Genomic DNA, 25,145 nt, shown 5'->3' on the forward strand with positions numbered 1-25,145 from the left:
CGGTCTAGGAACCGAGCAGGGGCTTAGTGGTCAAAAGGTGTCCTCCTCCAAAAACACCGATCGACCGGACTATCAGGAGTTGCAGCGGGCTTGTTCAGCCGCACGCTACGGTGCCTGCGAGTCGTCATGGGAGGAAGCTTCCCCTAGGTCAAAACGAATGTCAAAGACCTGACGCAGAAACTATACGAAAGAATACAACCTATAGGCAAACAGGTAAGAAAATTAAGGAATAAATCAGAGATTTCAAAACCTTGGGTAGTGCGCGGTTTAACGCTTACCCACCAAACCGCCGCGCAATGAAATTGCGTGGGCGATTCGGCCGCGTTCTTGCAACCCTGACGAAACAAACGTCAGGGTTGCAGATTTCTTATACTGCGAGCGGCATCGCTTCGGCGCTGCGCGCATGGAACGGGCAAGCCACCTCGTGTTGAGAACCGATATGCTCCTTGGCCGGAACCTCACGGGCACAGCTTTCCTGCGCCATCGGGCAACGGGTGCGGAAAACACAGCCCGACGGCGGCGACAGCGGCGACGGAAGTTCGCCTTCGATTACCATACGCGGACGCGCTTTTTCGAGCTTGGGATCCGGAACCGGAACTGCCGAAATCAGTGCGCGGGTGTAGGGGTGCGCAGGGTGCGAAACCAGCTCGGCCGATGGTGCTTCTTCCATCATCTTGCCGAGGTACATCACCGCGATACGGTCCGAGATGTGCTTCACCACGCTCAGGTCGTGAGCAATGAAGATCATCGACAGGCCGAGGTCGCGCTGGAGTTCCTTGAGCAGGTTCACCACCTGCGCCTGAACCGACACGTCGAGCGCCGAAACAGGTTCGTCGCAGATCAGCAGACGCGGCTTCACGATCAGCGCGCGGGCAATGCCGATGCGCTGACACTGACCACCCGAAAATTCGTGCGGGTAGCGGTTCACGAGGTTCGGCAGAAGGCCGACGCGCTCCATCATCGCTTGGACGCGCTTGAGCACTTCCTTGCGGGACAGCGAACTGTCGTGTGTGACGAGCGGCTCGGCGATGATGTCACCGACGGTCATGCGCGGGTTCAGAGCGGCCAGCGGGTCTTGGAAGACCATCTGGATTTCGCTGCCAAGCTTACGGCGTTGACCGCCAGCGAGCCCTGCGAGCTCCTGCCCTTCGAACTTCACCGAACCGCCCGAAATCGGCGCAAGGCCGATGATCGCGCGGGCAGCGGTCGACTTACCCGAACCGGACTCGCCAACGAGGCCGAGGCACTCGCCTTCCATGACGTCGAAGCTCATGCCGCCAACGGCGTGCAGCTTGCGCGGCGGCGTCCACGGCCATGCGCCCGGTTTCGGGACGTCGAAGGTGACGCGTAGATCGCTAACGTTCAGAATAGCTTTGGACATTATGCTACCTCCTGAAGGTCTGCGTGGCAGGCACGGCAATGGCCGATCTCTTCGCGCAGTACCGGACGGTCGGTCCAGCAACGCTCTTTGACGATCGAACAACGCGGGCTGAACGGGCATCCGGCGGGAAGGCGCGACATGTCTGGCGGCTCCCCTGCGATGGTCTGAAGGACTTCTTCTTCACGGTCGAAGCGCGGAACGGCCTTGAGCAGTCCCTTGGTGTAGGGGTGCGTCGGGCGTTCGAACAGATCGGAGGTCGTCGCCTGCTCCATGACCTGACCGCCGTACATGACGAGGGTGCGGTCACAGAAACCGGCCACTACGCCGAGGTCGTGCGTGATGAGGATCACACCGGTCCCGAAGTCGCGGCGGATGTCACCGAACAGGTCCATGATCTGCGCCTGAACCGTCACGTCGAGAGCCGTAGTTGGCTCGTCGGCGATGAGCAGCTGCGGACGGCAAAGCAGCGCCATCGCGATCATGATACGCTGACGCATACCGCCCGAAAACTCGTGCGGGTACATCGTCACGCGGGCCTTCGCATCGGGGATGCGAACGGCGTCGAGCATACGCGCGGCCTCGGCCACGGCTTCCTTCTTGGACATGCCTTCGTGCAGGGTCAGCACTTCGGCCATCTGGTCCGAAATCCGCATGTACGGATTGAGCGAGGTCATCGGATCCTGGAAAATCATGGCGATCTCGCGGCTGCGGATCTGGTTGAGCTCGCTCGGACGCATGGTCAGAAGGTTCTTGCCCTTGTAGAGCGCTTCACCTTCGGCCGAACCGTTACGGGCCAGAAGGCCCATTGCGGCGAATGCGGTCTGGCTTTTGCCGGAACCGGACTCGCCTACGATCGCCAGCGTTTCGCCTTCGTTGACCGAGAACGAAACACCGTTGACCGCGTTGACGATACCGTCGCCTGTGCGGAACTTGACCTTGAGGTCATTGACTTGAAGTAGGGTCATGTCAGCGATCCTTCGGGTCGAGAGCGTCACGCAGGCCATCGCCTACAAAGAAGAAGGCGTAGAGCGTAATCAGGAAGAAGAAGAGCGGGAACGCGAGCATCCAGTATGTGCCGTAGTTCAGCTGGCTCGCACCATCCGAAATCAGAGCACCAAGCGACGTCTGGGGTTCCTGCACACCAAGACCGAGGAAGCTGATGAAGCTTTCGGTAATGATGAGTTCGGGGACCAGAAGGGTCGCGTAGACCACGACGATACCGGCGAGGTTCGGAATGATGTGACGCAGAATGATCTTGAGCGGACGAACACCGCTGGCAATCGCTGCTTCCACGAATTCCTTGTTCTTGATGGTCAGCGTCTGGCCACGGGCGATACGCGCCATGTTCAGCCACGACATCAGGCCGATACCGACAAACAGCATTGTCGGCGAACGTCCGAAGATCACCAGAAGAAGGATGATCACGAACATGAACGGGATCGCCAGCAGGATGTCGACGATACGCATCATGATGTTGTCGACACGGCCACCGAAGTAGCCAGAGATCGCGCCGTAAAGCGTACCGACAACGACCGCCACGATACTGCCGACGACGCCGACGAGGATCGAGATACGGGTACCCTGAACGACGCGCACGTAGAGGTCGCGTCCTTCTTTTTCGAGACCGAAGTAGTGCTGGTTCTCCATCGACGGAACGCCGAGTTCCTTGATGTTGCCGCGAAGCATGAAGTCCACGTAGTCGGGCTCATGCGGGCTGAGGATCTGGCCGAAAATCGCGAAGAGGAAGATCATCACGAGAACGACGAGAGAGATGACAGCAGCCCGGTTTGCGGCAAAGCGGCCGACTGCGTCGCGCCAAAGGCTGCGGCCTTTGACTTCAGCACGCTGGGGAAGATCCCCCAGCTGCTCGGGCGAGGTGCGGGATGTTAGCATTCCTGCCTCCTCAATAACGGATTTTCGGGTCGATCCATGCGTAAAGCAGGTCGACGACGAGGTTGAAGACAATCGTCAGCACACCCATCAGGATCGTGATGCCCATCATGACCGAGTAGTCGCGGTTAAAGGCTGCGTTCACGAAGAACTGGCCGATACCGCCGGTCGAGAAGTAGCTATCAACGATAACCGAGCCGGTGATCATCATCACGAAAGCCGGTCCAAGGTACGACAGCACAGGCAGGATCGCCGGCTTGAGTGCGTGACGGAAGATGATGCGCTTCATCGGCAGGCCCTTTGCGCGGGCGGTGCGGATGAAACCTGCGTTAAGCACTTCGAGCATCGATGAACGCGTGATGCGAGCGATGGACGCCATGTAGGACGTCGACAGCGCGATCACGGGCATAACGACAAACTGCCATTCACCACCGTTCCAGCCGCCGCCAGGCAGCCAGCCGAGCCACAGCGTGAAGACCAGCACCAGAACCGGCGCCATGACGAAGTTCGGCAGCGACTGGGCGCCGATCGAAACGCCAACGGCGAAATAGTCGAGGATGCTGTTGTGCTTTACCGCAGCAGCGATACCCAGCGAAACGCCGACGATCACGGCCACGACGAACGACCAGAAGCCGTAGGTCAGCGTGACGGGGAAGCCTTGGGTGATGATGTCCGACACGGTCCGGTCGCGGTATTTGAACGACGGTCCGAAGTCGAAGTGGAACACAATATTTACGATGTAGTCGTAGATCTGCTTCCAGTAGGGCTGATCCAGACCGTAACGGGCCTCGATGTTTTCGAGCACGTTCGGGGGCAGTGGGCGTTCAGCGTTGAACGGGCCACCCGGCGCGGCAAACATCAGGATGTATGAGAGAACGACCAATATGAGAATGGTCGGAATAGCCACCGCTAAACGGCGGATAATGAAGGCGAACATTCGGTCCTCGCGCTTCGCTTAAACTAGGGCGCACCCCCCAACAGGTGGGAGGTGCGCGGTTTCGGTTCTACGTTGAGGAATTACTCTTCCGCTACGCGATAAAGCTGACGCGAGTACCAGGTCTGCTGAACGTTATCCAGCGGCCACCCCTTGATCGTGTCGTCGAGCATGAATGCAGCGGCGTAGTGGTAGATCGGGATAACCGGAGCTTCTTCGTCAACGATTTCTTCGATGCGAGTGTAGTTCTCGGTCGGATCTTCCATGGTCTTGGCTTCTGCGAGCAGCGAGTCGACTTCTTCGTTCATGTAAGCCGCATCGTTGTAGCCCGAGGACGACGCCATCAGGTCGAGGAAGGTCGACGCTTCGTTGTAGTCACCACACCAGCCGGCGCGCGAAACTTCGAAGTCACCGTTGCCGCGTGCTTCGAGGAAGGTCTGCCATTCCATGTTGCCAAGGGTGGTTTCGATGCCGAGCGTCTGCTTCCACATCTGGCTGATGGCGATAGCGATGGTCTTGTGGGCTTCCGAAGTGTTGTAGAGGATCTCTACGGTCAGCGGATTGTCCGAACCATAACCTGCTTCTTCGAGCAGCGCCTTGGCCTTCTCGTTACGCTCTTCCTGAGTCATCGAAGCAGCTTCAACTTCCGGAACTTCGAAGCCAGCGGTTGCACCCGGAGTGAAGGTGTAAGCCGGGATCTGGCCAGCGCCGAGAACGTTCTCGGTGATGATGTCGCGGTCAACTGCGAGGCTCAGAGCCTGACGGACGCGAACGTCCTGTGCCCATTCCGGAGCGTCGTCACGCAGGTTGAAGTTGTAGTAGTAGGTGCAGAGTTCCGGAACCGAAACGGCCTGCTCGGGGTATTCCTGCGACAGCGACGGGTACTGACCGGTCGGGATGGTCTCGGTCTTGTCGATCTCGCCAGCCTGCCAACGAGTCAGAGCCTGGTTTTCGTCGTTGACGACCAGACGGACGACTTCGGTCAGGTGTACGTTTTCTGCGTCCCAGTAGGTGTCCGACTTCACGCGAACCATACGCTCCTGCGGAGTGTACTCGGTCAGAACGTAAGCGCCGTTACCAACGAAGGTTTCCGGGTTCATCCACGATGCGCCGACTTCTTCGACAACGTGCTCGGGAACCGGGAAGGTGGTGGTGTGCGTAACCATTTCCGGGAAGTACGGCAGCGGCTGCGACAGGTGCACAACGAGGGTGTGGTCGTCGGTTGCTTCGACACCGAGAGTGTCTGCTTCAGCTTCGCCAGCGATGATGGACGATGCGTTCTCGACCGACATCAGCTCCATGTACCAAGCGTAGGGCGATGCGGTTTCGGGGTTCGCAACGCGCTTCCATGCGTAGACGAAGTCGCTGGCGGTAACCGGCTCGCCGTCCGACCATACAGCGTCGTCACGGAGGTGGAAGGTGTAGGTCAGCTTGTCGTCCGACACGTCGTACGAGGTCGCAACGCCAGGGATCGGGTTACCTTCGGCGTCCTGGTTCATCAGACCTTCGAAGAGATCGCGAACAACAGCCGAACCTTCGACGTCTTCAACGAGACCCGGGTCGATCGAGGGCGAGTCGTCGATGGTCTGATAGGTGAAGGTCTGGTTGTCGGAAAGCATCATGCCGTCGACCATGTGGTCGTCAGCGAATGCCATGCCAGCAGCGAAAACCAGAGCGGTCGCGGCCGAGGCGTTAAGAACGGTTTTGAGTTTCATAAAGAATGTCTCCCTGTTTCTGCGGTATACCGCATGTTGGGCCCCGCCAATTTTTTAGGCGGAATGGCCGGATACTTTTGACCAAACGGTCCGTTGGCAAGAGCAGAAATGCGATAATGCCGTAGCGTAATGCGACTTTGGTATAGGCATTGTTCAAAAAAGTATCGCCGCGTCTGCCAATGGTTGAATAGTAGCTATTGGTAATCACATTCCAATAGTACGTCACAGAGTTTTCGGGAAATTCCGCCAACCTGACCCACATCAAGTCATGCGGCGCCCGATACGTGCATGTGTCTGCAGCAGCCGCGTCGCAAAACGAGGGGTTCGTGGGCAGAAAATGCATTTGATTAACAAGACGTTCGACGAGATCGAGGTCGGCATGACCGCCGAATTCCGCCGGTTGGTCACTCCCGACGATCTTTACGTATTCGCCAATGTTTCCGGTAATTATAACCCGATGCACCTGCCAAAACTGGACGGTGACGGGGATGGAAATCCGGAAAGTGTTGCCCCCGGAATGTATGTGGCGTCGATGATCTCTGCGGTGCTGGGAACGTCCCTTCCCGGACCCGGAACGGTCTACAAAAAGCAGACTTTGGACTTCATTGACCGCGTTCATGCTGGCGAAGAATTGATCTGTCAGGTCACCGTTACGGACAAGAACGCGGACGGGACTGTGGGTTTTTCCACAGAAATCCGGCGCGCTGAGGACGGCGTGACCGTCCTGAAAGGCACCGCGCTGGTACAAGCTCCGGTTAATCGATTCGACCGTGACGATGTGGATGTCCCCCGTCTGGTCGTTGAACGGCACCGCCATTTCGACGCTCTCGTCGCGCGCGCACGCCCCCTGCCCGACCTGCCCACCGCTGTCGTTTGCCCCGAAGAACCCAAATCGCTTGGCGGCGCACTTCTGGCTTACCGTGAGGGCATCATCATCCCGATCCTGATCGGCGACCCCGAAAAGATCGTTCAAGCCGCCGCTGAACTGGGCCAAAGCCTCGATGGGATCGAGGTTCTCCCTGCTGAACACCACAATGCCGGCGCGGTCGCCTGTCAGCTTGTCCACGAAGGCCGCGCGAGCGCGGTCATGAAGGGGCATCTTCATACCGACGAACTGCTACGCCCGATGCTGGACAAGCAGACGGGCCTACGCATCGGCAAGCGCTTCACCCATGTGTTCGTCATGGATGTGCCCGGAATGCCCGAGCCTGTCATGGTCACAGATGCGGCCATCAACATTGCGCCCGACCTGCAAACAAAGGTCGACATTGTGCAGAACGCCATCGACCTCGCGATTTCCATTGGTCAGGAAACGCCTCGGGTCGGCGTTCTGTCCGCGGTCGAGACTGTGAACCCCGCAATCCCGTCGTCGATCGACGGTGCGCTGCTATCGAAGATGGCAGAGCGCGGACAGATTACGGGCGGCCTCGTCGACGGTCCTCTCGCGATGGACAACGCTGTCGATATCGGCGCTGCTCGGACGAAAGGCCTGAAAGGCGATGTGGCGGGGCACGCCAACATCCTTGTGGTGCCCGACATCGACGCGGGCAACATGCTGGCCAAGCAGCTTGCCTTTATCAGTCACGCCGAGGGGGCCGGCCTCGTCCTCGGTGCGCGCGTTCCGGTCATCCTCAACAGCCGCGCGGACAGTTCGATGTCGCGCCTCGCGTCCTGCGCTGTCGCGGCGCTTCACCATGCACGGATGAACGGCATCAAACCCGAGGTGCTGGTATGAGCGCGATCCTGACGCTGAATGCGGGGTCTTCGTCGCTCAAGTTTTCGGTCTACGAGATGGAGAGCGATACGCCCCTCGTCACAGGCAAGGTGGATAGCATCGGCCCGAACGGCGTGCTGTCGCTTAAAACGACGAGCGGAGCGATCACACCCGCTGATGGCAGCCTAGCCAACCACGCCGACGCCTTGGCGACCGTCCTGAAATCGCTCAAACCTACGCTGGAAAATCGCGAGATTGCCGTTGTCGGGCACCGCGTCGTCCATGGTGGCTTACACCACGACAAACCCGCGCTGATCGACGAGACGCTGATCGAAGAACTGAGCGCGCTCGAACCGTTTGCGCCGTTGCACCAGCCACATAACCTTGCTGGTATACGCGCCGCGCAAGCCGCGTTTCCGGAGGCCGCGCAGGTTGCCTGCTTCGACACCGCTTTCCACCGGCACCATCCCTATGTGAACGACACTTTCGCCTTGCCACGCAGCTACTACGACAAGGGTGTCCGCCGGTACGGATTTCACGGGCTGAGCTACGATTATATCTCGAGCAAGTTGGCAGAAGTTGCCCCGACGCTCTCGGCGGGCCGCGTTGCCATCGCGCATCTTGGAAACGGCGCGTCGATGTGCGCGGTGCACAACGGCAAATCAGTAGCTTCAACCATGGGCTTTTCGGCGCTCGACGGCCTGCCGATGGGCACACGTTGCGGGCAGCTTGATGCGGGCGTTGTCCTTTACCTCATGCAGCAGCAAGGCATGTCTGCCGACGAGATCGAGACGATGCTCTACACCCGCTCCGGCCTTCTCGGCCTATCGGGTATCTCCAACGACATGCGAACGCTTGAGCGCAGCGACGCATCAGAGGCCGCGCAGGCCATCGACTACTTTGTCTTCCGCGCCCAGCGCGAAGTCGGCGCGATGGCGGCAGCGATGGGCGGGATCGATGCGCTCGTATTTTCGGGCGGGATCGGTGAGAACTCGGCGACGATCCGTGCGCGCATCTGCGAACGGATGGCGTGGATGGGGATCGAAATCGACCACACCAGAAACGACAATAACGCTCAGGTCATCTCGTCCGAAATGGCCCGCACGACAGTGATGGTCATACCGACAAACGAAGAATTGGTGATCGCCCGCGCCGCGCGCGCCTTCGCTTAGAAGGTGCTCTGCACTTTGGTGTGGGTATGGGAATGCGGCTCGCCTTCGTTGTGGACGTGTCGCACCTCTGACTCCGTGACAGGCACCAGCCCGATCGACCCGTGCATCACGCCGCGCTCGAGGAACAGCGCGTCCGCATAACTCGCCACGTCGACAACGCGACCTTTCATCACCGCGACCTCCAGCGTCGTCGAATGATCGAGCGGCACCGACAGCGCGGCAACGGTCTGGTCGTGACGGTCCAGACGGCTTTGCGGGACGCGGGCGGCGAGGTTGCGCACGGACAGATCGACAGCGCAGCTCACCACGCCGTAGCACCGCGCATCACTTGGCGCATCGGGACGCTGCGCAAGGCCGCTCCGGATCAGATCGCGGATCGCTTCGGAACGGTTGGCAGCCCCGCTTTGCGCCATATAGGCGTCGAGCTCTTCTGCCAGTTCGTCGTCAAGCGTGATCGTAGTCCGCTGCATTTTCTGCTCCTGAGTTCCTATACCCAGCGATACCCGATCACACTTCGCAAAGAAAGTTCTGCGGTGGGTTGCAGTTAGAAGCGCGTATGATATTTCTTCGGTAATTTCATACGGGGCATTTATGCGACTTCAGGCGATCATCATTTCCGCCATTCTGGCGACACCCGCAGCGGCACACTTTCAGGAAATCATTCCGTCCGATGACGTAATGACCAGTGTGGGCAATGTGACGTTGGACCTGAGCTTTACCCACCCGTTCGAAGGTGGCCCGATGATGCCCATCGAGAAGCCGGTGCAAGTCGGGATGATCCGTGGCGATCAAGTTGCGGACCTGACGGGCCAGCTTGAGGAAGTCGCAAGCGGCCAGTGGTCCGTTACCCAGACACTGAATGAACCGGGCACCGCGCTTTTTTATGTCGTTCCGCAGCCCTACTGGGAACCGGCCGAAGGCAAGTTCATTGTCCATTACGCCAAATCCATCGTCGATGTCGGTCCGACCGGTGAAGGCTGGGATACGGAAGTCGGCCTGCCGGTCGAGATCATGCCGCTGACACGCCCGAGCGGCCTTTGGGCAGGCAACAGCTTTACCGGTGTGGTGTTGCAGGACGGAGAGCCCGCGCCTTTTGCCGAGATCGAAGTCGAGTTCGTGAATGACGGCTCGATTGCCGCTCCGAATGACGCGTTCATCACTCAGGTCCTTAAAGCGGACGCCAACGGCACCTTCACCTACGCCATGCCGTTCGCGGGTTGGTACGGCTTTGCCGCGCTGATCGAAGGGCCGGACTCCATGACCTCGCCTGACGGTGACGACGTCCCCGTCGAACTTGGCGGGCTCATCTGGATCAAGACAACGGAGGCCGCAGAGTAATGGCTCATATCCCCGACGGCGTTCTTTCGGCTCCGGTTCTGATCGGCGGCGCTGTGCTTGCGGCAGGCGGGATTGTCTGGGCGCTGCGTAGCCTCGACGATGCGGCGATCCCAAAGGCGGGCATCATGGCGGCGGTGTTCTTTGCTGGATCGTTGCTGGCGGTTCCGATCGGGCCGAGCACCGTTCATCTGATCTTCGCGGGCCTGATGGGGATCCTGCTCGGGCCGGTGACTTTTGCGGCGGTGCTGGTGGCGCTTTTACTGCAAGCGTCGATGTTCGGCTTCGGCGGCATCACGACGCTTGGCATCAATACGTTCAACATTGCGGCCCCTGCCGTGCTGGCAGGTCTGATCGCGCGTCCGATCCTTGCGCGCACGATTTCCACGACGATGCGCAGCGTGGTTGCTGCGTGTGCGGGCGGCGGAGCCATTGCGGGCACCGCCCTACTGGTGTCGCTGTCCTTCGCGCTGTCAGGGTCCGAATACACGCCCATCGCGTCGGTGATGGCTGTCACTTACATTCCGCTCGGCATCGTTGAGGCGGCGATCACTGCGGCGACGATTGGCTTTCTATCGCGGGTCCAGCCCAGCGCGCTGCCTGCATGAAACGCTTCGCCCTCGCTCTGATCTTGCTCACGCTAGGGACTGCCGCGCAGGCCCACAAGCTCGGCGTATTCGCGACGGCAGAGGGCGACACGATTTCCGGCTACGGGTTCTTTGTCGGCGGCGGTAATCCGGCAAACGTCCCATGGACGGCGACGTCCAATGGCAACGAGATCGCGACCGGCGAGACGGATGACGAGGGACGGTTCTCTTTCAACCGTACGACCGACGCAGCCATTGAGGTCACGATAGACACCGAAGAGGGTCACATCTCCTCCGCTACCATCGAAGCAGCGACAGCTGAAACCGACATCAACGCCCAGATCGAGCGGGCAATCCAGCCGCTTCGCGAGGACATCCTGCGCCTCGAAAACCGTCTGCGGTTCATGGATATCCTGTCAGCGGTGTTCCTCATTATCGGGCTGACGGGTATGGCGCTTTGGGCGCGCGGGCGGAATAAATAGCGCGCCCGCTTGTCCACTGACGCACCATCAGGCACCTTACGGCAAACAATAAGCCGAGGCCCCATGTCGCGTCACATCTATATTCTGAACGGTCCGAACCTGAACCTGCTGGGCAAGCGCCAGCCCGAGATCTACGGGCATGACACTCTCGAAGACGTGGAGCGCAATTGTCGTGCTGTGCTGGCCGAGGGGTTCGATCTGTCGCTGCTCCAGTCGAACTGGGAAGGCCAGATCATCGACTGGATCCACGAGGCGCGCGAAAAAGCCTGCGGCATCGTCATCAACCCGGGTGCATTCACCCATACGTCGGTCGCGATCCTTGATGCACTGAACACGTTCGAAGGTCCGGTGATCGAGGTCCACATCTCCAACGTCCATCAACGCGAGAGCTTCCGCCACCACTCGTACGTGTCGTTGCGCGCAAACGGCGTGATCGCTGGCCTCGGGATCGAAGGCTACGAGGCGGCCACCCGCCGCATCTGCAGCATTGTTGGCGCTTGATCCAAACCACATGGCTACAAACGAAATGAGCCGCACCTTTCGGTGCGGCTCTTCTGTGTTCGGATAAGAAACACAGAGGGAGTAGATTACTCCGACAGAACGAACGGCGCAGTGTATGCGTCGACGTTGTCCGAAGTGATCAGGAGGCAGTCGAACAGCTGCTTTTCTTCTTCAACCAACTTCTCGCCGGTGTTGATGAAGTGGTCAGCCTGACGAACAGCTTCTTCTGCGAAAACAGCAACCGGCTGGAGAACGGTGTAAGCCAGTTCGCCTGCTTTGATCGCGTCAACTGCGTCCGGCGAGCCGTCGAAGCCGCCGACGATAACGCCGTCCATCTTGCCTGCTTCTTTCAGAGCAGCGATCGCACCGAGAGCCATTTCGTCGTTACCGGCGATGACTGCGGTGATGCCGTCGTTAGCTTGGATGAGCGACTGCATCTTGTTGAAGCCCTGGGTACGGTCCCAGTTTGCAACTTCTTCAGCCAGCTTGTTCAGGTCCGGGTACTGCGAGATTACGGTCTCGTAGCCGTTCGAACGAGTTGCAGCGTTGTTGTCCGACGGGTTGCCGAAGAATTCGACGTAATCGCCTTCGCCACCAGTCAGTTCAACCCACTGGATCGCACCCAGAGCAGCGCCCTGAGCGTTGTTCGAAACGAGCTGAGCCTGAGCCAGACCGGATTCGTTGATTTCAGCGTTCACGAGGAAGACGGGGATGCCTGCGTCGACAGCTTTGCGAACTGCACCAACCGAACCGTCAGCGTTTGCCGGATCGAGGATGATGGCAGCAGCGCCGTTGGTGATCGCGGTGTCGACGAGAGTCGACTCGGTGTTGGTGTCACCCTTGTGCGCAGCAACGGTTGCTTCGTAGCCGAGCTCTTCCGCGGTCGCCTTGGCGACTTCGCCTTCGGTGAACCAGTACGGGTTGGCCGGATCGTTGACGATGATCGAAATCAGGCCCTCAGCCGAAGCAGCACCCGCCATAAGCGGCATGACAGCGACAGCGGCGAGAAGTGCGCGTTTGGTGATTTTGGTCATTCTGGTGGTCTCCCATTGGGTTTTAGATGCCGATTTCCGGCGTTTGATCCTCGGGCGGGGTCTCCTCTCCCCGCGCCGTGGAATTCGGTTTCGATCAGCGGCGTTTCGCTCCGCCGTACTGGATCGAGTTGAGGAGCACGGCGAGCACGATGACTGCACCGGTAAACACGGTCTGCCAGTAGGAGGACACGCCGATGATGACGAGGCCGTCCGACAGGAAGCCGATGACGAAGGCACCGAGCATAGTGCCGAGAATTCCGCCGCGGCCGCCGGTAAGCGCCGCACCACCGATCACAACCGCAGCAATCGCCGTCAGTTCGTAGGTGGTACCAGCGGTCGGGCCGGCCGAGGTCAGCTGCGAGCTCAGAACCAGGCCTGCGATGGAGGCGCAGATACCCGAGAGCACGTAGACGGTGATCTTCACGCGAGCTGTCGGAACACCCGAAAGTTCAGCGGCGCGTTCGTTACCACCGGAGGAATAGAGCCAGCGACCGAAGGCGGTGCGGGTCAGAACCAGACCCGTCAGAACCGCGACAATCGCGAGGATGATGACGCCGACGGGGACGTTGGCGATACGGTTGAAGCCCAGCCAGTCGAAGCCGGTGTTACCCAGTTCGGCTCTGCCGCCGAGGTTGTTGTAGGTCAGGCCGTTGGTCATCAAAAGCGCTGCACCGCGTGCCACGTAGAGCGAACCGAGGGTCGCAACGAAGGCAGGCACGTTGAAGCGCGAGATCAGGATGCCGTTGATGAAGCCGACGAACGCACCGAGCGCGAGCGTCAGGATCACGACCGCCCAGACCGGCGGATAAAGGATGACGCCCATCGATTCCAGCTCGACGCCCTGCATCAGCCAACCGGCGAAGACGCCCGACAGACCCAGAACCGAACCGACCGAAAGGTCGATGCCGCCGTTCAGGATCACCAGCAGCATGCCGATGGCCAGCAGACCGAAGATGGCCACGTGGTTCGACATGATGAGGAAGTTGTTGAGCGAGAAATAGTTGTCCGAAAGGAACGAGAAAATCGCAATGATGGCAATCAGGGCAAAGAAAGCACGACCTTCAAGAAGCATCTTGCCGATGCTGACGTTGCTCTTCTTTCCCGGCGCATTTGCAGAGGCAGTGGTATCCGCCATGGTGTGGACTCCTTGCAGTCTATCAGGCGACCAATGACTCGCCCGAGGCGGCCATGATTGCTTCTTTTGTTGTGTCGTGGCTGAATTCGGCCGAAATCTGACCGCGGCGCATCACGATGATACGGTGCGCGATGGACAGGCATTCGGTGACTTCAGAAGTGGTGTAGACGACGGCGAGACCCTGTTTGGCCCGCTCCGCCAGCAGTTTGAAAACTTCGGCCTTCGCACCGATGTCGATACCGCGGCTCGGTTCATCGAGCATAATCACGGTCGGATCAGTGACGAGCATCTTGCCAATAACGACCTTCTGCTGGTTGCCGCCCGACAGCGAGCCAATCGCAGCGTGGGGACCATCGGTTTTGACGGTCACGTCGCGGATCGAGTCTTCGATGATCTGGTCTTCGGCCTTGTGGTTCGTGAAAAGGCCCTTGGTGAAGTTGCCGATGGACGACAGCGACAGGTTCTTGCCCACGGTCATGGTCTGGACGAGGCCGTCGCGCTGACGATCTTCGGGGACCAGAACGAGACCCGCGTTAATGCGCTCTGCGATGCTGAGGCCCGAAATGTCGTGACCATGCAGTTTGACGCTGCCTTCGGTGTTCTTCAGGCGGCCTGCGGCACATTCCATAAGTTCCGTCCGACCGGCCCCCATGAGGCCATAGATACAGACGATCTCGCCCGCTTTGACTTCGAGGTTCATGTGGTCGACCGCGAGGCCGGCACCGGTGTGCGACGGAACGCAGAGGTTTTCGATCGACAGGGCCGGAGCGCCGAATTCGTAACCCTGCGGCGGGGAGCCGAGGTCGAAGTTTTCGCCAACCATGTTGAAGACGATCCACTCGAGGTCGATTTCGCTGCGCGGTGCATAGGCGGTCATGTTGCCGTCGCGCAGAACCACAGCGTGGTCGGTAATGGTGAGCGCCTCTTCGAGGTGGTGCGAGATGTAAACGATCGAAACGCCGCGCGCCTTGAGGTCATGGATGACCTTGAACAGCACTTCGACTTCCGAAGCGGACAGTGCCGAGGTCGGCTCGTCCATGATCAGGATACGTGCATCGACGGACAGCGCGCGCGCGATCTCGACGATCTGCTGCTGACCGAGGCGCAGGTCCTCGACCTTGGCCAGAGGATCGATGTCCTCTTCCAGTTCTTCGAGCAATTTGCGGGTCTGGCGCTCTTCTTCTGCGAAATCGACGCCGAATTTGCCGCGGATTTCACGGCCCATGAAGATGTTGTCACGCACGGTCATGTTCGGTGCGAGCGACAGCTCTTGGTGGATGATGCAGATACCGCGCTCTTGCGCATCCGTAGTCGAGTCCAGCTCGACAGGTTCGCCATCGAGGATGATGGTGCCCGTGGACGGCTTCTGAACGCCCGACAGGATCTTCATCAGCGTGGATTTACCGGCGCCGTTCTCACCGAACAGCGTGGTCACTTGACCGCGGTGGACGTCGAAGTTCACGCCCTTCAGTGCACGAACGGCACCAAAGGACTTGGTCACGTCACGCGCAGCGAGCACAACCTGGCTCTCCGGCTTTGCGTGCGGCGCTTCGTTGTGGATCGGAGCCTGCATTACTGCACCTCGAGAGCGACCGGCGTGATCAGCCAGTTCTTCGGGTTGATGAGAGTGAATGCGCCGGTGACTTCGACGGTCTTGCCGGTCAGGTTCTCGCGGTCGAGATCCGAAAGAGCTTCGGCAGCCATCGCACGGTTAATACCCGAGCCAGCGTCCTGATATTCGATCTGGTTGGTAAACTCACCGAAAACAATATCACCCGGCATATCGCGCAGGTCGGTGCCGTTGATCGCCGGGCCGGTCTGGACACGGATACGGACACCTTCCGGCATACCGTCGACGTTCAGGTCATAGATGCCCGAGCGGCCTTCGCCCAGAGTACCGGTCGCCGTGACGGGCATGATGCCACCAATCGCGGTCTTAGTGCCGTATGCTTCGATCGCAGCGTTTTTGTCTGCAGCCAGCTCGTTGGCCAAGGTCACGGCATCGGGTGCGCGTTCAACAATAAGGTCGCGGATGCGGGGGAACTGTTCGGCACCGTAGCTGTCCGGATTGAAGGCCTGTGCGCGGCCGTCTTCTTCGGAACCGATCTGCACAACTTTGGTATCAATCGCGATTGCGCCGATGACAACAACAGCGACAAGCGGAAGCAGCCAGCTTGTCATCGGCTTCTTCGGTTTGACCTGCTTGCTAGTGTCCATCATGGCCATACTAATGAGCCCCCTTCCATGCCGCGCACCAACAACGGCCCGCAGCGTTATCCACTTGCGCGATAGTCGCGCACTACGTTCGTGGAACAATCCGACCTATGCGGATGAGCCACCTAAAATTTTCGGAGATAACCGCGAACTGGCCGCGACTTATGTCCTCCCCTGAATTTCCGCCAGCACGATCCTCCATCGATTCTGCTAACGAAAACATTGCATTGCAGCCAACCGACTGCTCGCCTTTCATCAAACCATATGTGAAAAAAATTACGTTGTCTGCAAAAAAATTCGGACGACTGGAATTTTTTGTGTTACCAACATTTCCAGAAAGACGCGGATTTTCGGCTTGTGTGAGGACAACCGACGCCGCGCTTGGGCGAATACGGATTACCCGTATCTATAGAATAGGACGCCCGAGCAACCGAGGAGGAGTGGAGGCCGCGAATCATCCTGTGGCCACCACAGAAGGAGGACAAATTGAGCGTGAAACGCGACATCATCGTCGGCATCGACGCTGGTACGTCTGTGATCAAAGCCGTGGCTTTCGATCTTGCAGGGAACCAGATCGCGGCTTCTGCCGTCCGTAACAAATACACAATGGGTGCCGATGGTTCGGCGACCCAATCGCTGGGTCAGACGTGGGACGACTGCGCCACTGCGCTGCGCGGCCTCACCGGCAAAATCGAAGAATTCTCCGAGCGCGTCGCCGCCGTTGCCGTCACCGCCCAAGGCGATGGCACCTGGCTGATCGACGACGCAGGCAAGCCCGTTTGTGACGCTTGGCTTTGGCTCGATGCCCGAGCGGCCCCGACGGTCGAAGCGATTGCCGACGGTCCGACCGAACGCGCCCGCTTCGAGGCGACAGGCACCGGCCTGAACACCTGCCAGCAGGGTTCGCAGCTGGCACATATGGATCGACACCACCCCGAAATTCTGGACCGCACCGCGACGGCATTCCACTGCAAGGACTGGCTTTTCTTCAACCTGACCGGTGTTCGGGCGACTGACCCATCGGAGGCCAGCTTCACATTTGGCGATTTCCGCAACCGCGAATACAGCGACACCGTGATCGAGGCTCTTGGCCTGTCCCACCGCCGCGATCTACTGCCGCAAATCGTCGACGGCGCACAGCAGACGTTCCCGCTGTCAGCCAGCGCGGCAGAGGAAACCGGTCTGCCTGAAGGCACGCCCGTTTCGCTGGGTTACGTCGATATGGTGATGACCGCTCTCGGCGCTGGTGTGCATACCGCTGGCACCGCCGGCGCTGCCTGTTCGACCATCGGCTCCACCGGCGTTCATATGCGCTCGGTCGACTCGAGTGACGTTCACTTGAACGCCGAGGGCACGGGATACGTCATCTGTCTGCCGATCCCTGATCGCGTCACGCAGGTGCAGACCAACATGGCCGCGACGCTTAACCTCGATTGGGCGCTGGCAATGGCCGAAGATCTGATCGCGGAAATGGGCGAGCGCCCTTCGCATTCGGACCTCGTGGCCCGCATCGACAACTGGATGGCGAAATCCCAAGCTGGGCGTCTGGTTTACCATCCCTACATTTCCGAAGCTGGCGAACGCGGCCCGTTTGTGGACGCCGACGCTCGTGCGAGCTTCATTGGCCTGAACGCTGGTCATCGCTTCCCCGACATCGTTCGCGCGGTGATCGAGAGCCTCGGCATGGCGGCGCGTGATTGCTACAGCGCGATGGGCGAGATGCCGACCGAGCTTCGCCTCACCGGCGGCGCGGCACGTTCCGCATCGCTGCGGGCCGTGTTGGCAGCTGCTCTCAACACCCCCGTCCGCGTATCGTTCCGCGAAGAAGCGGGCGCCGCTGGTTGCGCCATGATGGCTGCTGTTGCGATCGGCGCCTACTCGTCGATGGAAGACTGCATCGCGGAATGGACTACGCCGCTGCTGGGCGAAGCCGAGCAGCCCGACCAGTCGCTGGTCGAAACATACAACACTCTTTTTGAAACCTATCGCCAGTCGCGCGAAGCGCTCGAACCGGTCTGGCACCGGCTCGCTGCTCAGCGTGACGCAAAGGCTTAATCCTCCAAAGCGTGGCCATCCGGCCCGTGTCGAAAGGCAATAAAATGACCGTTATTCAGGAAGTAGATCTTTTTGTCATCGGCGGCGGCATCAACGGTGCCGGTTTTGCGCGCGACGCTGCAGGTCGCGGACTGAAAGTCGCCATGTGTGAAAAGGACGACCTCGCCGAAGGTACGTCGTCGCGCTCGGGCAAGCTCGTCCACGGTGGCCTTCGCTACCTCGAATATTACGAATTCCGTCTTGTCCGCGAAGCGCTGATCGAACGCGAAGTGCTACTGAACGCCGCGCCGCACATTATTTGGCCGCTGCGGTTCGTGCTGCCGCATTCGCCACAGGACCGTCCGGCATGGCTCGTTCGTCTCGGCCTGTTCATGTACGATCACCTCGGCGGCCGTAAGAAACTGCCGGGCACCCGCACGCTGAACCTTCGCCGCGATCCCGAAGGCGCGCCGATCATGGATCAGTACAAGCGCGGCTTTGAATATTCGGATTGCTGGGTGGATGACGCTCGCCTCGTGACGCTGAATGCTCTGGACGCAGCGCAGCGCGGCGCAACGATCCTTACCCGCTCGCCCGCAGTCACCGCACGCCGCGAAGACGGCAAGTGGCACGTCACCACGCAAAACACCGTGACCGGCGAGAAGCGTGAATTCATCGCCAAGGTTCTGGTCAACGCTGCCGGTCCGTGGGTGACCGACGTTCTCACTCGCGTTGCTGGTGCCAATTCCAGCCGTAACGTCCGCCTCGTCAAAGGCTCGCACATCATCGTCAAGAAGTTCTGGGAAGGCCCGCACAGCTACCTTGTCCAGAACCACGACAAGCGCGTGATCTTCATCAACGCCTACGAAGGCGACAAGGCTCTGATCGGCACGACTGACATCGCTTACGAAGGCCGCGCTGAAGACGTGACCTGTGAAGATCGCGAAATCGAATACCTGCTGGATTGCGTGAACCGCTACTTCAAGGAAAAGCTCCGCAAGGAAGACGTGCTGGAGACCTTCTCGGGCGTGCGTCCGCTATTCGATGACGGCAAGGGCAACCCCTCTGCCGTGACCCGCGACTACGTGTTCGACCTCGACGAGACTGGCGGCGCACCGCTGCTGAACATCTTCGGCGGCAAGATCACCACGTTCCGCGAACTGGCCGAGCGCGGTATGCACCGCATCGCCAAGTTCTTCCCGAATATGAAGGGCGACTGGACTGCTGACGCCGTCCTTCCTGGCGGCGACATGGAAAACGCCGACTACGATCTGTTCCGCGAGACTATCAAAGCGAAATACCCGTGGATGCCGCGCGAACTGCGCGAATACTACGGTCGCCGCTACGGTACGCTGGTCGACAAGATCGTCGGTAGCGCCACGTCGCTCGATGGCTTGGGCCGTCACTTCGGTGGCTTCCTCTATGAGGCCGAAGCCCGTTACCTCGTGGCCAATGAATGGGCCATGACCGCCGAGGATATCCTCTGGCGCCGCACCAAACATCGACTGAACCTCTCGGATGCCCAGCAGGCTGCGTTCGAGGAGTGGTTCGTCTCCAACTCTGCCGAGGCCGCATAAATGGCACTTTCCCTCTCTCTCAATACCAATCCGTTGGTAAACCGTTTTGCGGACCCGGCAGACCTTATCGAGACCACGGCGCGCGACCTGCGCATCCGTGATCTTCAGCTGACACACGAGTTCATCAATCCCAGCTGGCAGGCTCCGGTGATCCGCCGCCTGACCCGCGAGATGGACCTTGCCTGTCAGCGCACCGGCGTGCGTTGTACGTCCGGCATGACCGGCCCTTACGGCCGTCTGAACCACTTCGGCCACCCCGATCCCGATGTGCGCCAGTACTACGTCGACTGGTTCAAGACCTTCGCCGACATCATCGGTGATCTCGGCGGCAAATCGGTCGGCACTCAATTCGCGATCTTCACCTACAAGGACTACGACGATCCCGCCCGCCGCGAAGAGCTGATCAACATCGCCATCGATTGCTGGGCCGAAGTTGCCGAGCACGCGAAAGGCGCTGGCCTCGACTATGTCTACTGGGAGCCGATGTCGGTAGGCCGCGAATTCGGTGAAACGATTGCCGAGTGCATGAAGCTTCAGGACCGTCTGACCGCAGCGGATATGGCGATCCCGATGTGGATGATGGCCGATATCGACCACGGTGACGTCACCTCGTCCAACCCCGACGATACCGATCCCTATGCGTGGGCTCGCGCTGTGCCGAAGGTCAGCCCGATCATCCACATCAAACAGTCGATGATGGACAAATCCGGCCACCGTCCGTTCACCGCAGAGTTCAACGCCAAAGGCGCTATCCAGCCCGAGCCGCTGCTGAAGGCATTTGCCGAAGGCGGTGCCGTCGATAACGAAATCTGCCTTGAGCTGTCCTTCAAGGAACGCGAGCCGAACGACCGTCAGGTCATTCCCGCCATCGCGGAAAGCATTGCATTCTGGGCCCCGCACATCGACACAGGTGCAGACGACCTCAAGATCTGACGGACACATATGGACATCCCAGCTTTCGCCTTCGCTACTGCTAACGAAATCGTCTTCGGGCGGGGCAAGGCGCGGCAAGCTCCTCCACGGATCGCCTCATTGGGGCGGTCCGTTTTTGTTGTGACGGGTGGAAATACGGCGCGGAGCGAATGGCTTCTTGATGCGCTGGTGGCTGAGGGCTGCGAGCTCCGGACATTTGCCGTGTCGAAAGAACCGGATGTCGACACCATCCTGCACGGTGTCGAGGCCGCCAAAGGATGCAATGTCGTTGTCGCCATCGGCGGCGGCGCCGTGATCGACGCAGGCAAAGCGATTGCCGCAATCGTGCCCGCAAGTCGCGATCTGATGGACCATCTCGAAGTCGTCGGGAAAGGTCTGCCGCTCGACAACCCGCCCCTGCCCTTTGTCGCGATGCCGACGACGTCGGGAACGGGCGCCGAAGTTACAAAAAACGCGGTCATCGACGTGCCCGAGCATAAGCGCAAAGTCAGTCTGCGCGACAATCGCATGCTTGCGGACATTGCCATCATTGACCCCGCACTGACGGACGATTGTCCCAAGGCGGTCACTCTGGCCTCCGGCCTTGATGCTATCACGCAGGTTATCGAGCCCTACATCTGCACGCGCGCGAACCCGATGACCGATGCGCTGTGCCGCGATGCGATTCCGCGCGGGCTGAAGGCAATCCAATTACTGATGGAACGCGAAGACACCGCTGCACGCGAAGACATGGCATTGGTCAGTCTATTCGGCGGATTGGCTTTGGCGAATGCTGGCCTCGGCGTTGTCCATGGTCTCGCGGGTCCATTGGGCGGACTGACGGGCGCGCCGCACGGTGCGATCTGCGGCGCTCTGCTGCCGCATGGGTTGGCCATGAACCTTAGCGCCGATCCGCAGAACTCGCGTATTGCCGAAGTCATCCGCTGGATTGCGGACGCGTTCGGCTCGACCGAAGATAACGCGCTCGCCGCACTCACCAATTGGTCACGGGAAAACGGCCTCAAGGGACTCGACGATATGGGCATCTCGCAGGACGTGCGTGAGGCGGCAGCAAAAGCTGCCGAAACATCGTCGTCAATGAAGGCCAATCCCGTACGACTTACGTATGAGCAATTGATAGCCCTTATGGAAAATGCGCGCTAAAGCAGTCTGACTAAGCGAACCGGAGGATACACAGTGATGGCCAAAGAACGTCAGATCTCGGACAACGAGCACAGCCTCGCGATCCGTGCCGCTTGGCTGCACTATGTCGGTGGCCTCACGCAGGCTGCAGTTGCCAAACGCCTCGGTGTGGCGTCGGTCAAAGCCCACCGCCTGATCTCCAAGGCCGTTGCCGAAGGCGCTGTCAAAGTGTCGATCGACGGCGACATCGTGGAGTGCATCGAGCTCGAAGAACAGCTCTGCAAAAAGTACAACCTCCAGAGCTGTGACATCGCGCCGGACCTCGGTGAAGACGGAATGCCGATCCGCGCCCTGTCGCTCGCCGGCGCGTCGCGCCTGCGCCGCTGGCTTGAAGCGGGCAAGCACGACATGATCGGTATCGGCCATGGACGGACGCTTGCCGCCGCAGTGCGCGCCATGCCGAATTTCGAAACCAAGGAATTGCGTTTCGTATCGCTGCTCGGCGGCCTGACGCGCAATTTCTCAGCCAACCCTCACGACGTCATGCATCTGCTGGCCGAGAAAACTGGCGCGCGTGCCTACGTCATGCCGGTACCGTTCTTTGCCAATACGGCGCACGACCGTCAGGTTCTGCTTTCGCAGAATGGCGTGCGCGAGGTGTTCGAGCTGGCTGAGAATTCATCGCTCAAGATTGTTGGCGTCGGTACGGTCGATACAGACACCCAGTTGGTCAATTCCGGCATGATCGAACAGGACGAAATTACCCAGATCGCAAATGCCGGAGCGGCGGGCGAACTTCTCGGCCACTTCTTTGCCGAAGACGGGTCTGTACTGGAAACGACCCTGACCTCTCGTACGCTCGCAGTGTCGATGGAGAAGGGCAAAACCGACCGCATTGTCGCGCTGGCCGGCGGCCCTTCGAAGGTCAAAGCGATCAGGGCTGTCCTGCGCTCCGGCCGCCTGTCCGGCCTCATCACCGACGAGCAGACCGCGCGGGCGCTGCTGTAAGCCTAACCTATCCAAATGATTTTCGGCCCGATTGGCGTTGCGTGATTGTAAGACGCTCGACTACGCTCCCCCTGTAACGAGGAGGACCGCTTACAATGACCGACCAACCTTTGGGCCTGCAAACTCTCGCTGTTCACGCAGGCGCTGAACCCGACCCCGCCACCGGCGCACGTCAGGTTCCGATTTATCAATCTACATCATACGTTTTCAAGGATGCCGATCACGCCGCGCGTTTGTTCAACCTCGAAGAGGTCGGCTACATCTATTCCCGACTGACGAACCCGACTGTGAATGCTCTCGCCGCTAGGGTTGCCGCCCTCGAAGGCGGCGCAGGAGCGGTCTGCTGTTCATCTGGCCATGCGGCGCAGATCATGGCGCTCTTCCCGCTGATGGGACCTGGCTGCAACGTTGTGTCCTCGTCGCGCCTCTATGGCGGTACGATCACGCAATTCAGCCAGACGATCCGCCGCTTCGGATGGGAGGCAAAGTTTGTCGACACAGACGACCTTCATGCCGTCAAAGCCGCGATCGACGAGAATACGCGCGCCATTTTCTGTGAAACCATCGCCAACCCTGGTGGCTACATCACCGACCTCGATGCAATGGCAAAAATTGCTGACGAGGCTGGCGTCCCACTGATCGTAGACAACACGACGGCCACTCCTTTCCTGTGCCGCCCGATCGAACACGGCGCGACGCTGGTCGTCCATTCGGCGACCAAGTACCTGACCGGCAATGGCACGGTCACCGGCGGCGTGGTCGTTGACTCCGGTAAATTCGACTGGTCCGCGTCGGACAAATTCCCGTCCCTCTCGCAGCCCGAACCTGCTTATCACGGCTTGAACTTCCATGGCGCTCTTGGAGCCATGGCCTTCACGTTTCACTCCATCGCTGTCGGCCTTCGCGATCTTGGCATGACGATGAACCCGCAGGGCGCACACTACACATTGATGGGCATCGAGACGCTCGGCCTGCGAATGGAGCGCCACGTCCAGAACGCAAAAGCAGTCGCCGAATGGCTCGAGAATGATCCTCGCGTGGAAGGTGTCACTTACGCTGGTCTGGCGAGCTCTCCCTCTTACGAGCGCGGCCAACGGATCGTCCCGAATGGCGCGGGTGCGCTGTTCACGGTCGCGGTCAAAGGCGGATACGATGCCTGCGTAAAGCTGGTGGACAGTTTGAAGCTGTTGAGCCACGTCGCAAATCTCGGCGACACACGTAGCCTCATCATCCACCCTGCCTCGACCACGCACCGCCAGCTGGAAGAAGAACAGCAAATCAAAGCTGGAGCTGGTCCGAACGTCGTGCGGATATCGATCGGGATCGAGGATGTTCAGGACATCATCGCGGATCTTGATCAGGGTTTGAGTGCTGCGACGGCCTGATTAACGTGCCTTTTGGGCCATCGGAATGGTGGCCCAAGGGGGAGAGTGGCGTCACACGCAAAGAGCCCCGCGGATTTCGGGGCGTTCTGTCGTATATCAAATGATTAGATTTGGTTGCGGGGGTAGGATTTGAACCTACGACCTTCAGGTTATGAGCCTGACGAGCTACCGGGCTGCTCCACCCCGCGTTGGGTGTGTAAACACTTATCCCTTTTTTAGCGAAGCTGCTTATGGGGATATTAGATTGATATGTTTAGAGAGAATTTGGTTCTTACTAGGTCTGGCGGTGACTTACTCTCCCACGTCTTAAGACGCAGTACCATCAGCGCAACGGCACTTAACGGCCGGGTTCGGAAAGGGACCGGGTGTTTTGCTCGTGCTATAGCCACCAGACCGAGAAAGAACCAAGATTTCCAAGTGAGGTACGTTTTTAGTATGTTTCTGAAGCGTTGCTGTTTCTGGAACAGATCAAGCCTATCGGACGATTAGTACCGGTCAACTGAATGCATTGCTGCACTTACATCTCCGGCCTATTGACGTGGTGGTCTACCACGGTCCTCAGGGATACCTTGTTTTGAGGGGGGCTTCCCGCTTAGATGCCTTCAGCGGTTATCCTGTCCGATCATAGCTACCCAGCACTGCCGTTGGCACGACAACTGGTCCACCAGTGGATCGTTCACCCCGGTCCTCTCGTACTAGGGGCAACTCCTCTCAAGTATCCTACACCCACGGAAGATAGGGACCGAACTGTCTCACGACGTTCTAAACCCAGCTCACGTACCTCTTTAAATGGCGAACAGCCATACCCTTGGGACCTGCTCCAGCCCCAGGATGAGATGAGCCGACATCGAGGTGCCAAACGATGCCGTCGATATGGACTCTTGGGCATCATCAGCCTGTTATCCCCAGCGTACCTTTTATCCGTTGAGCGATGGCCCTTCCACTCGGGACCACCGGATCACTATGGCCGACTTTCGTCTCTGCTCGACTTG

General features: G+C 59.5%; 22 protein-coding genes, 1 tRNA gene and 2 rRNA genes (1 of these 25 cut by a window edge). 12 read left to right on the top strand and 13 right to left on the bottom strand.

Annotated features, from left to right (window positions below; genetic code table 11):
• Positions 1-367 precede the first annotated feature (367 nt).
• The 5 genes from IF204_RS11790 to IF204_RS11810 all read right to left on the bottom strand — a co-directional run bounded on the left by IF204_RS11790 (position 368) and on the right by IF204_RS11810 (position 5,920).
• On the bottom strand, positions 368-1,381 hold the full coding sequence (locus IF204_RS11790) for an oligopeptide/dipeptide ABC transporter ATP-binding protein (RefSeq protein WP_194097215.1): 1,014 nt from the start codon (positions 1,379-1,381) through the stop codon (positions 368-370).
• The gene (locus tag IF204_RS11795) at positions 1,381-2,346 is read right to left on the bottom strand and encodes an oligopeptide/dipeptide ABC transporter ATP-binding protein (protein WP_194097217.1); all 966 of its coding nucleotides are present in this window, start codon (positions 2,344-2,346) and stop codon (positions 1,381-1,383) included. The genes IF204_RS11790 and IF204_RS11795 overlap by 1 nt, the downstream gene beginning before the upstream one ends.
• A 1-nt stretch (position 2,347) precedes the next feature.
• On the bottom strand, positions 2,348-3,274 hold the full coding sequence (locus IF204_RS11800) for an ABC transporter permease subunit (RefSeq protein WP_194097219.1): 927 nt from the start codon (positions 3,272-3,274) through the stop codon (positions 2,348-2,350).
• A 10-nt stretch (positions 3,275-3,284) separates the two neighbouring features.
• Positions 3,285-4,208 (bottom strand): oligopeptide ABC transporter permease OppB, encoded by a 924-nt coding sequence (gene oppB, locus IF204_RS11805; RefSeq protein ID WP_194097221.1) that lies wholly within the window; start codon positions 4,206-4,208, stop codon positions 3,285-3,287.
• Between the two features lie 80 nt (positions 4,209-4,288).
• Positions 4,289-5,920, bottom strand: a complete 1,632-nt coding sequence (locus IF204_RS11810; RefSeq protein ID WP_194097223.1) for a peptide ABC transporter substrate-binding protein — start codon at positions 5,918-5,920, stop codon at positions 4,289-4,291.
• Positions 5,921-6,257: 337 nt separating this feature from the next.
• Between IF204_RS11810 and IF204_RS11815 the strand changes: the two genes are divergently transcribed.
• The gene (locus IF204_RS11815) at positions 6,258-7,655 is read left to right on the top strand and encodes a bifunctional enoyl-CoA hydratase/phosphate acetyltransferase (RefSeq protein ID WP_194097225.1); all 1,398 of its coding nucleotides are present in this window, start codon (positions 6,258-6,260) and stop codon (positions 7,653-7,655) included.
• A complete protein-coding gene (locus IF204_RS11820) occupies positions 7,652-8,806 on the top strand; it encodes an acetate/propionate family kinase (RefSeq protein ID WP_194097228.1) in 1,155 nt (384 codons plus the stop codon). The genes IF204_RS11815 and IF204_RS11820 overlap by 4 nt, the downstream gene beginning before the upstream one ends.
• Here the strand turns inward: IF204_RS11820 and nikR are convergent.
• Positions 8,803-9,276 carry a nickel-responsive transcriptional regulator NikR gene (gene nikR, locus IF204_RS11825; RefSeq protein ID WP_194097230.1) on the bottom strand — a complete coding sequence of 158 codons (474 nt, stop codon included), beginning with the start codon at positions 9,274-9,276 and terminating at the stop codon, positions 8,803-8,805. The two genes, IF204_RS11820 and nikR, sit on opposite strands and share 4 nt — an antisense overlap.
• A 121-nt stretch (positions 9,277-9,397) precedes the next feature.
• Here nikR and IF204_RS11830 point away from each other — a divergent pair, with 121 nt between their 5' ends.
• The 4 genes from IF204_RS11830 to aroQ all read left to right on the top strand — a co-directional run bounded on the left by IF204_RS11830 (position 9,398) and on the right by aroQ (position 11,711).
• Positions 9,398-10,144 (top strand): DUF4198 domain-containing protein, encoded by a 747-nt coding sequence (locus IF204_RS11830; RefSeq protein WP_194097232.1) that lies wholly within the window; start codon positions 9,398-9,400, stop codon positions 10,142-10,144.
• Positions 10,144-10,749 carry a cobalt transporter CbiM gene (gene cbiM, locus IF204_RS11835; protein ID WP_194097234.1) on the top strand — a complete coding sequence of 202 codons (606 nt, stop codon included), beginning with the start codon at positions 10,144-10,146 and terminating at the stop codon, positions 10,747-10,749. Before IF204_RS11830 ends, cbiM begins: the two co-directional genes overlap by 1 nt.
• Positions 10,746-11,210, top strand: coding sequence for a cobalamin biosynthesis protein CbiL (locus tag IF204_RS11840; protein ID WP_194097236.1), 465 nt, complete (start codon positions 10,746-10,748; stop codon positions 11,208-11,210). Before cbiM ends, IF204_RS11840 begins: the two co-directional genes overlap by 4 nt.
• Before the next feature lie 63 nt (positions 11,211-11,273).
• Positions 11,274-11,711 (top strand): type II 3-dehydroquinate dehydratase, encoded by a 438-nt coding sequence (gene aroQ / locus IF204_RS11845; protein WP_194097238.1) that lies wholly within the window; start codon positions 11,274-11,276, stop codon positions 11,709-11,711.
• A gap of 86 nt (positions 11,712-11,797) precedes the next feature.
• On the opposite strand, the gene IF204_RS11850 is transcribed toward aroQ, so the two are convergent.
• The 4 genes from IF204_RS11850 to IF204_RS11865 form a co-directional block, all read right to left on the bottom strand.
• Positions 11,798-12,745, bottom strand: a complete 948-nt coding sequence (locus tag IF204_RS11850) for a D-ribose ABC transporter substrate-binding protein (RefSeq protein ID WP_194097240.1) — start codon at positions 12,743-12,745, stop codon at positions 11,798-11,800.
• A 94-nt stretch (positions 12,746-12,839) separates the two neighbouring features.
• Positions 12,840-13,880, bottom strand: coding sequence for an ABC transporter permease (locus IF204_RS11855; RefSeq protein WP_194097242.1), 1,041 nt, complete (start codon positions 13,878-13,880; stop codon positions 12,840-12,842).
• A gap of 22 nt (positions 13,881-13,902) precedes the next feature.
• Entirely contained in the window at positions 13,903-15,453 is a 1,551-nt protein-coding gene (locus IF204_RS11860) for a sugar ABC transporter ATP-binding protein (RefSeq protein WP_194097243.1), read from the bottom strand.
• On the bottom strand, positions 15,453-16,106 hold the full coding sequence (locus tag IF204_RS11865; protein WP_228069171.1) for a DUF2291 family protein: 654 nt from the start codon (positions 16,104-16,106) through the stop codon (positions 15,453-15,455). Before IF204_RS11865 ends, IF204_RS11860 begins: the two co-directional genes overlap by 1 nt.
• A gap of 480 nt (positions 16,107-16,586) precedes the next feature.
• Here IF204_RS11865 and IF204_RS11870 point away from each other — a divergent pair, with 480 nt between their 5' ends.
• The 6 genes from IF204_RS11870 to IF204_RS11895 all read left to right on the top strand — a co-directional run bounded on the left by IF204_RS11870 (position 16,587) and on the right by IF204_RS11895 (position 24,153).
• On the top strand, positions 16,587-18,149 hold the full coding sequence (locus IF204_RS11870) for an FGGY-family carbohydrate kinase (protein WP_322743303.1): 1,563 nt from the start codon (positions 16,587-16,589) through the stop codon (positions 18,147-18,149).
• Positions 18,150-18,193: 44 nt separating this feature from the next.
• On the top strand, positions 18,194-19,705 hold the full coding sequence (locus tag IF204_RS11875) for a glycerol-3-phosphate dehydrogenase (RefSeq protein WP_194097245.1): 1,512 nt from the start codon (positions 18,194-18,196) through the stop codon (positions 19,703-19,705).
• On the top strand, positions 19,706-20,638 hold the full coding sequence (locus tag IF204_RS11880; protein WP_194097246.1) for a sugar phosphate isomerase/epimerase family protein: 933 nt from the start codon (positions 19,706-19,708) through the stop codon (positions 20,636-20,638).
• Between the two features lie 15 nt (positions 20,639-20,653).
• The gene (locus IF204_RS11885; RefSeq protein WP_407658943.1) at positions 20,654-21,781 is read left to right on the top strand and encodes an iron-containing alcohol dehydrogenase; all 1,128 of its coding nucleotides are present in this window, start codon (positions 20,654-20,656) and stop codon (positions 21,779-21,781) included.
• 36 nt (positions 21,782-21,817) lie between these two features.
• A complete protein-coding gene (locus IF204_RS11890) occupies positions 21,818-22,768 on the top strand; it encodes a sugar-binding transcriptional regulator (RefSeq protein ID WP_228069173.1) in 951 nt (316 codons plus the stop codon).
• A gap of 95 nt (positions 22,769-22,863) precedes the next feature.
• The gene (locus tag IF204_RS11895; protein ID WP_194097248.1) at positions 22,864-24,153 is read left to right on the top strand and encodes an O-acetylhomoserine aminocarboxypropyltransferase/cysteine synthase family protein; all 1,290 of its coding nucleotides are present in this window, start codon (positions 22,864-22,866) and stop codon (positions 24,151-24,153) included.
• 111 nt (positions 24,154-24,264) lie between these two features.
• Here the strand turns inward: IF204_RS11895 and IF204_RS11900 are convergent.
• The 3 genes from IF204_RS11900 to IF204_RS11910 form a co-directional block, all read right to left on the bottom strand.
• Positions 24,265-24,341: transfer RNA gene (locus IF204_RS11900), tRNA-Met, on the bottom strand.
• A gap of 90 nt (positions 24,342-24,431) precedes the next feature.
• Positions 24,432-24,546: ribosomal RNA gene (gene rrf / locus IF204_RS11905) — 5S ribosomal RNA — on the bottom strand.
• A 71-nt stretch (positions 24,547-24,617) separates the two neighbouring features.
• Positions 24,618-25,145: ribosomal RNA gene (locus IF204_RS11910) — 23S ribosomal RNA — on the bottom strand (it continues 2,298 nt past the right edge of the window).

This window comes from Marivivens aquimaris (assembly GCF_015220045.1).
Taxonomy (GTDB): Bacteria; Pseudomonadota; Alphaproteobacteria; order Rhodobacterales; family Rhodobacteraceae; genus Marivivens; species Marivivens aquimaris.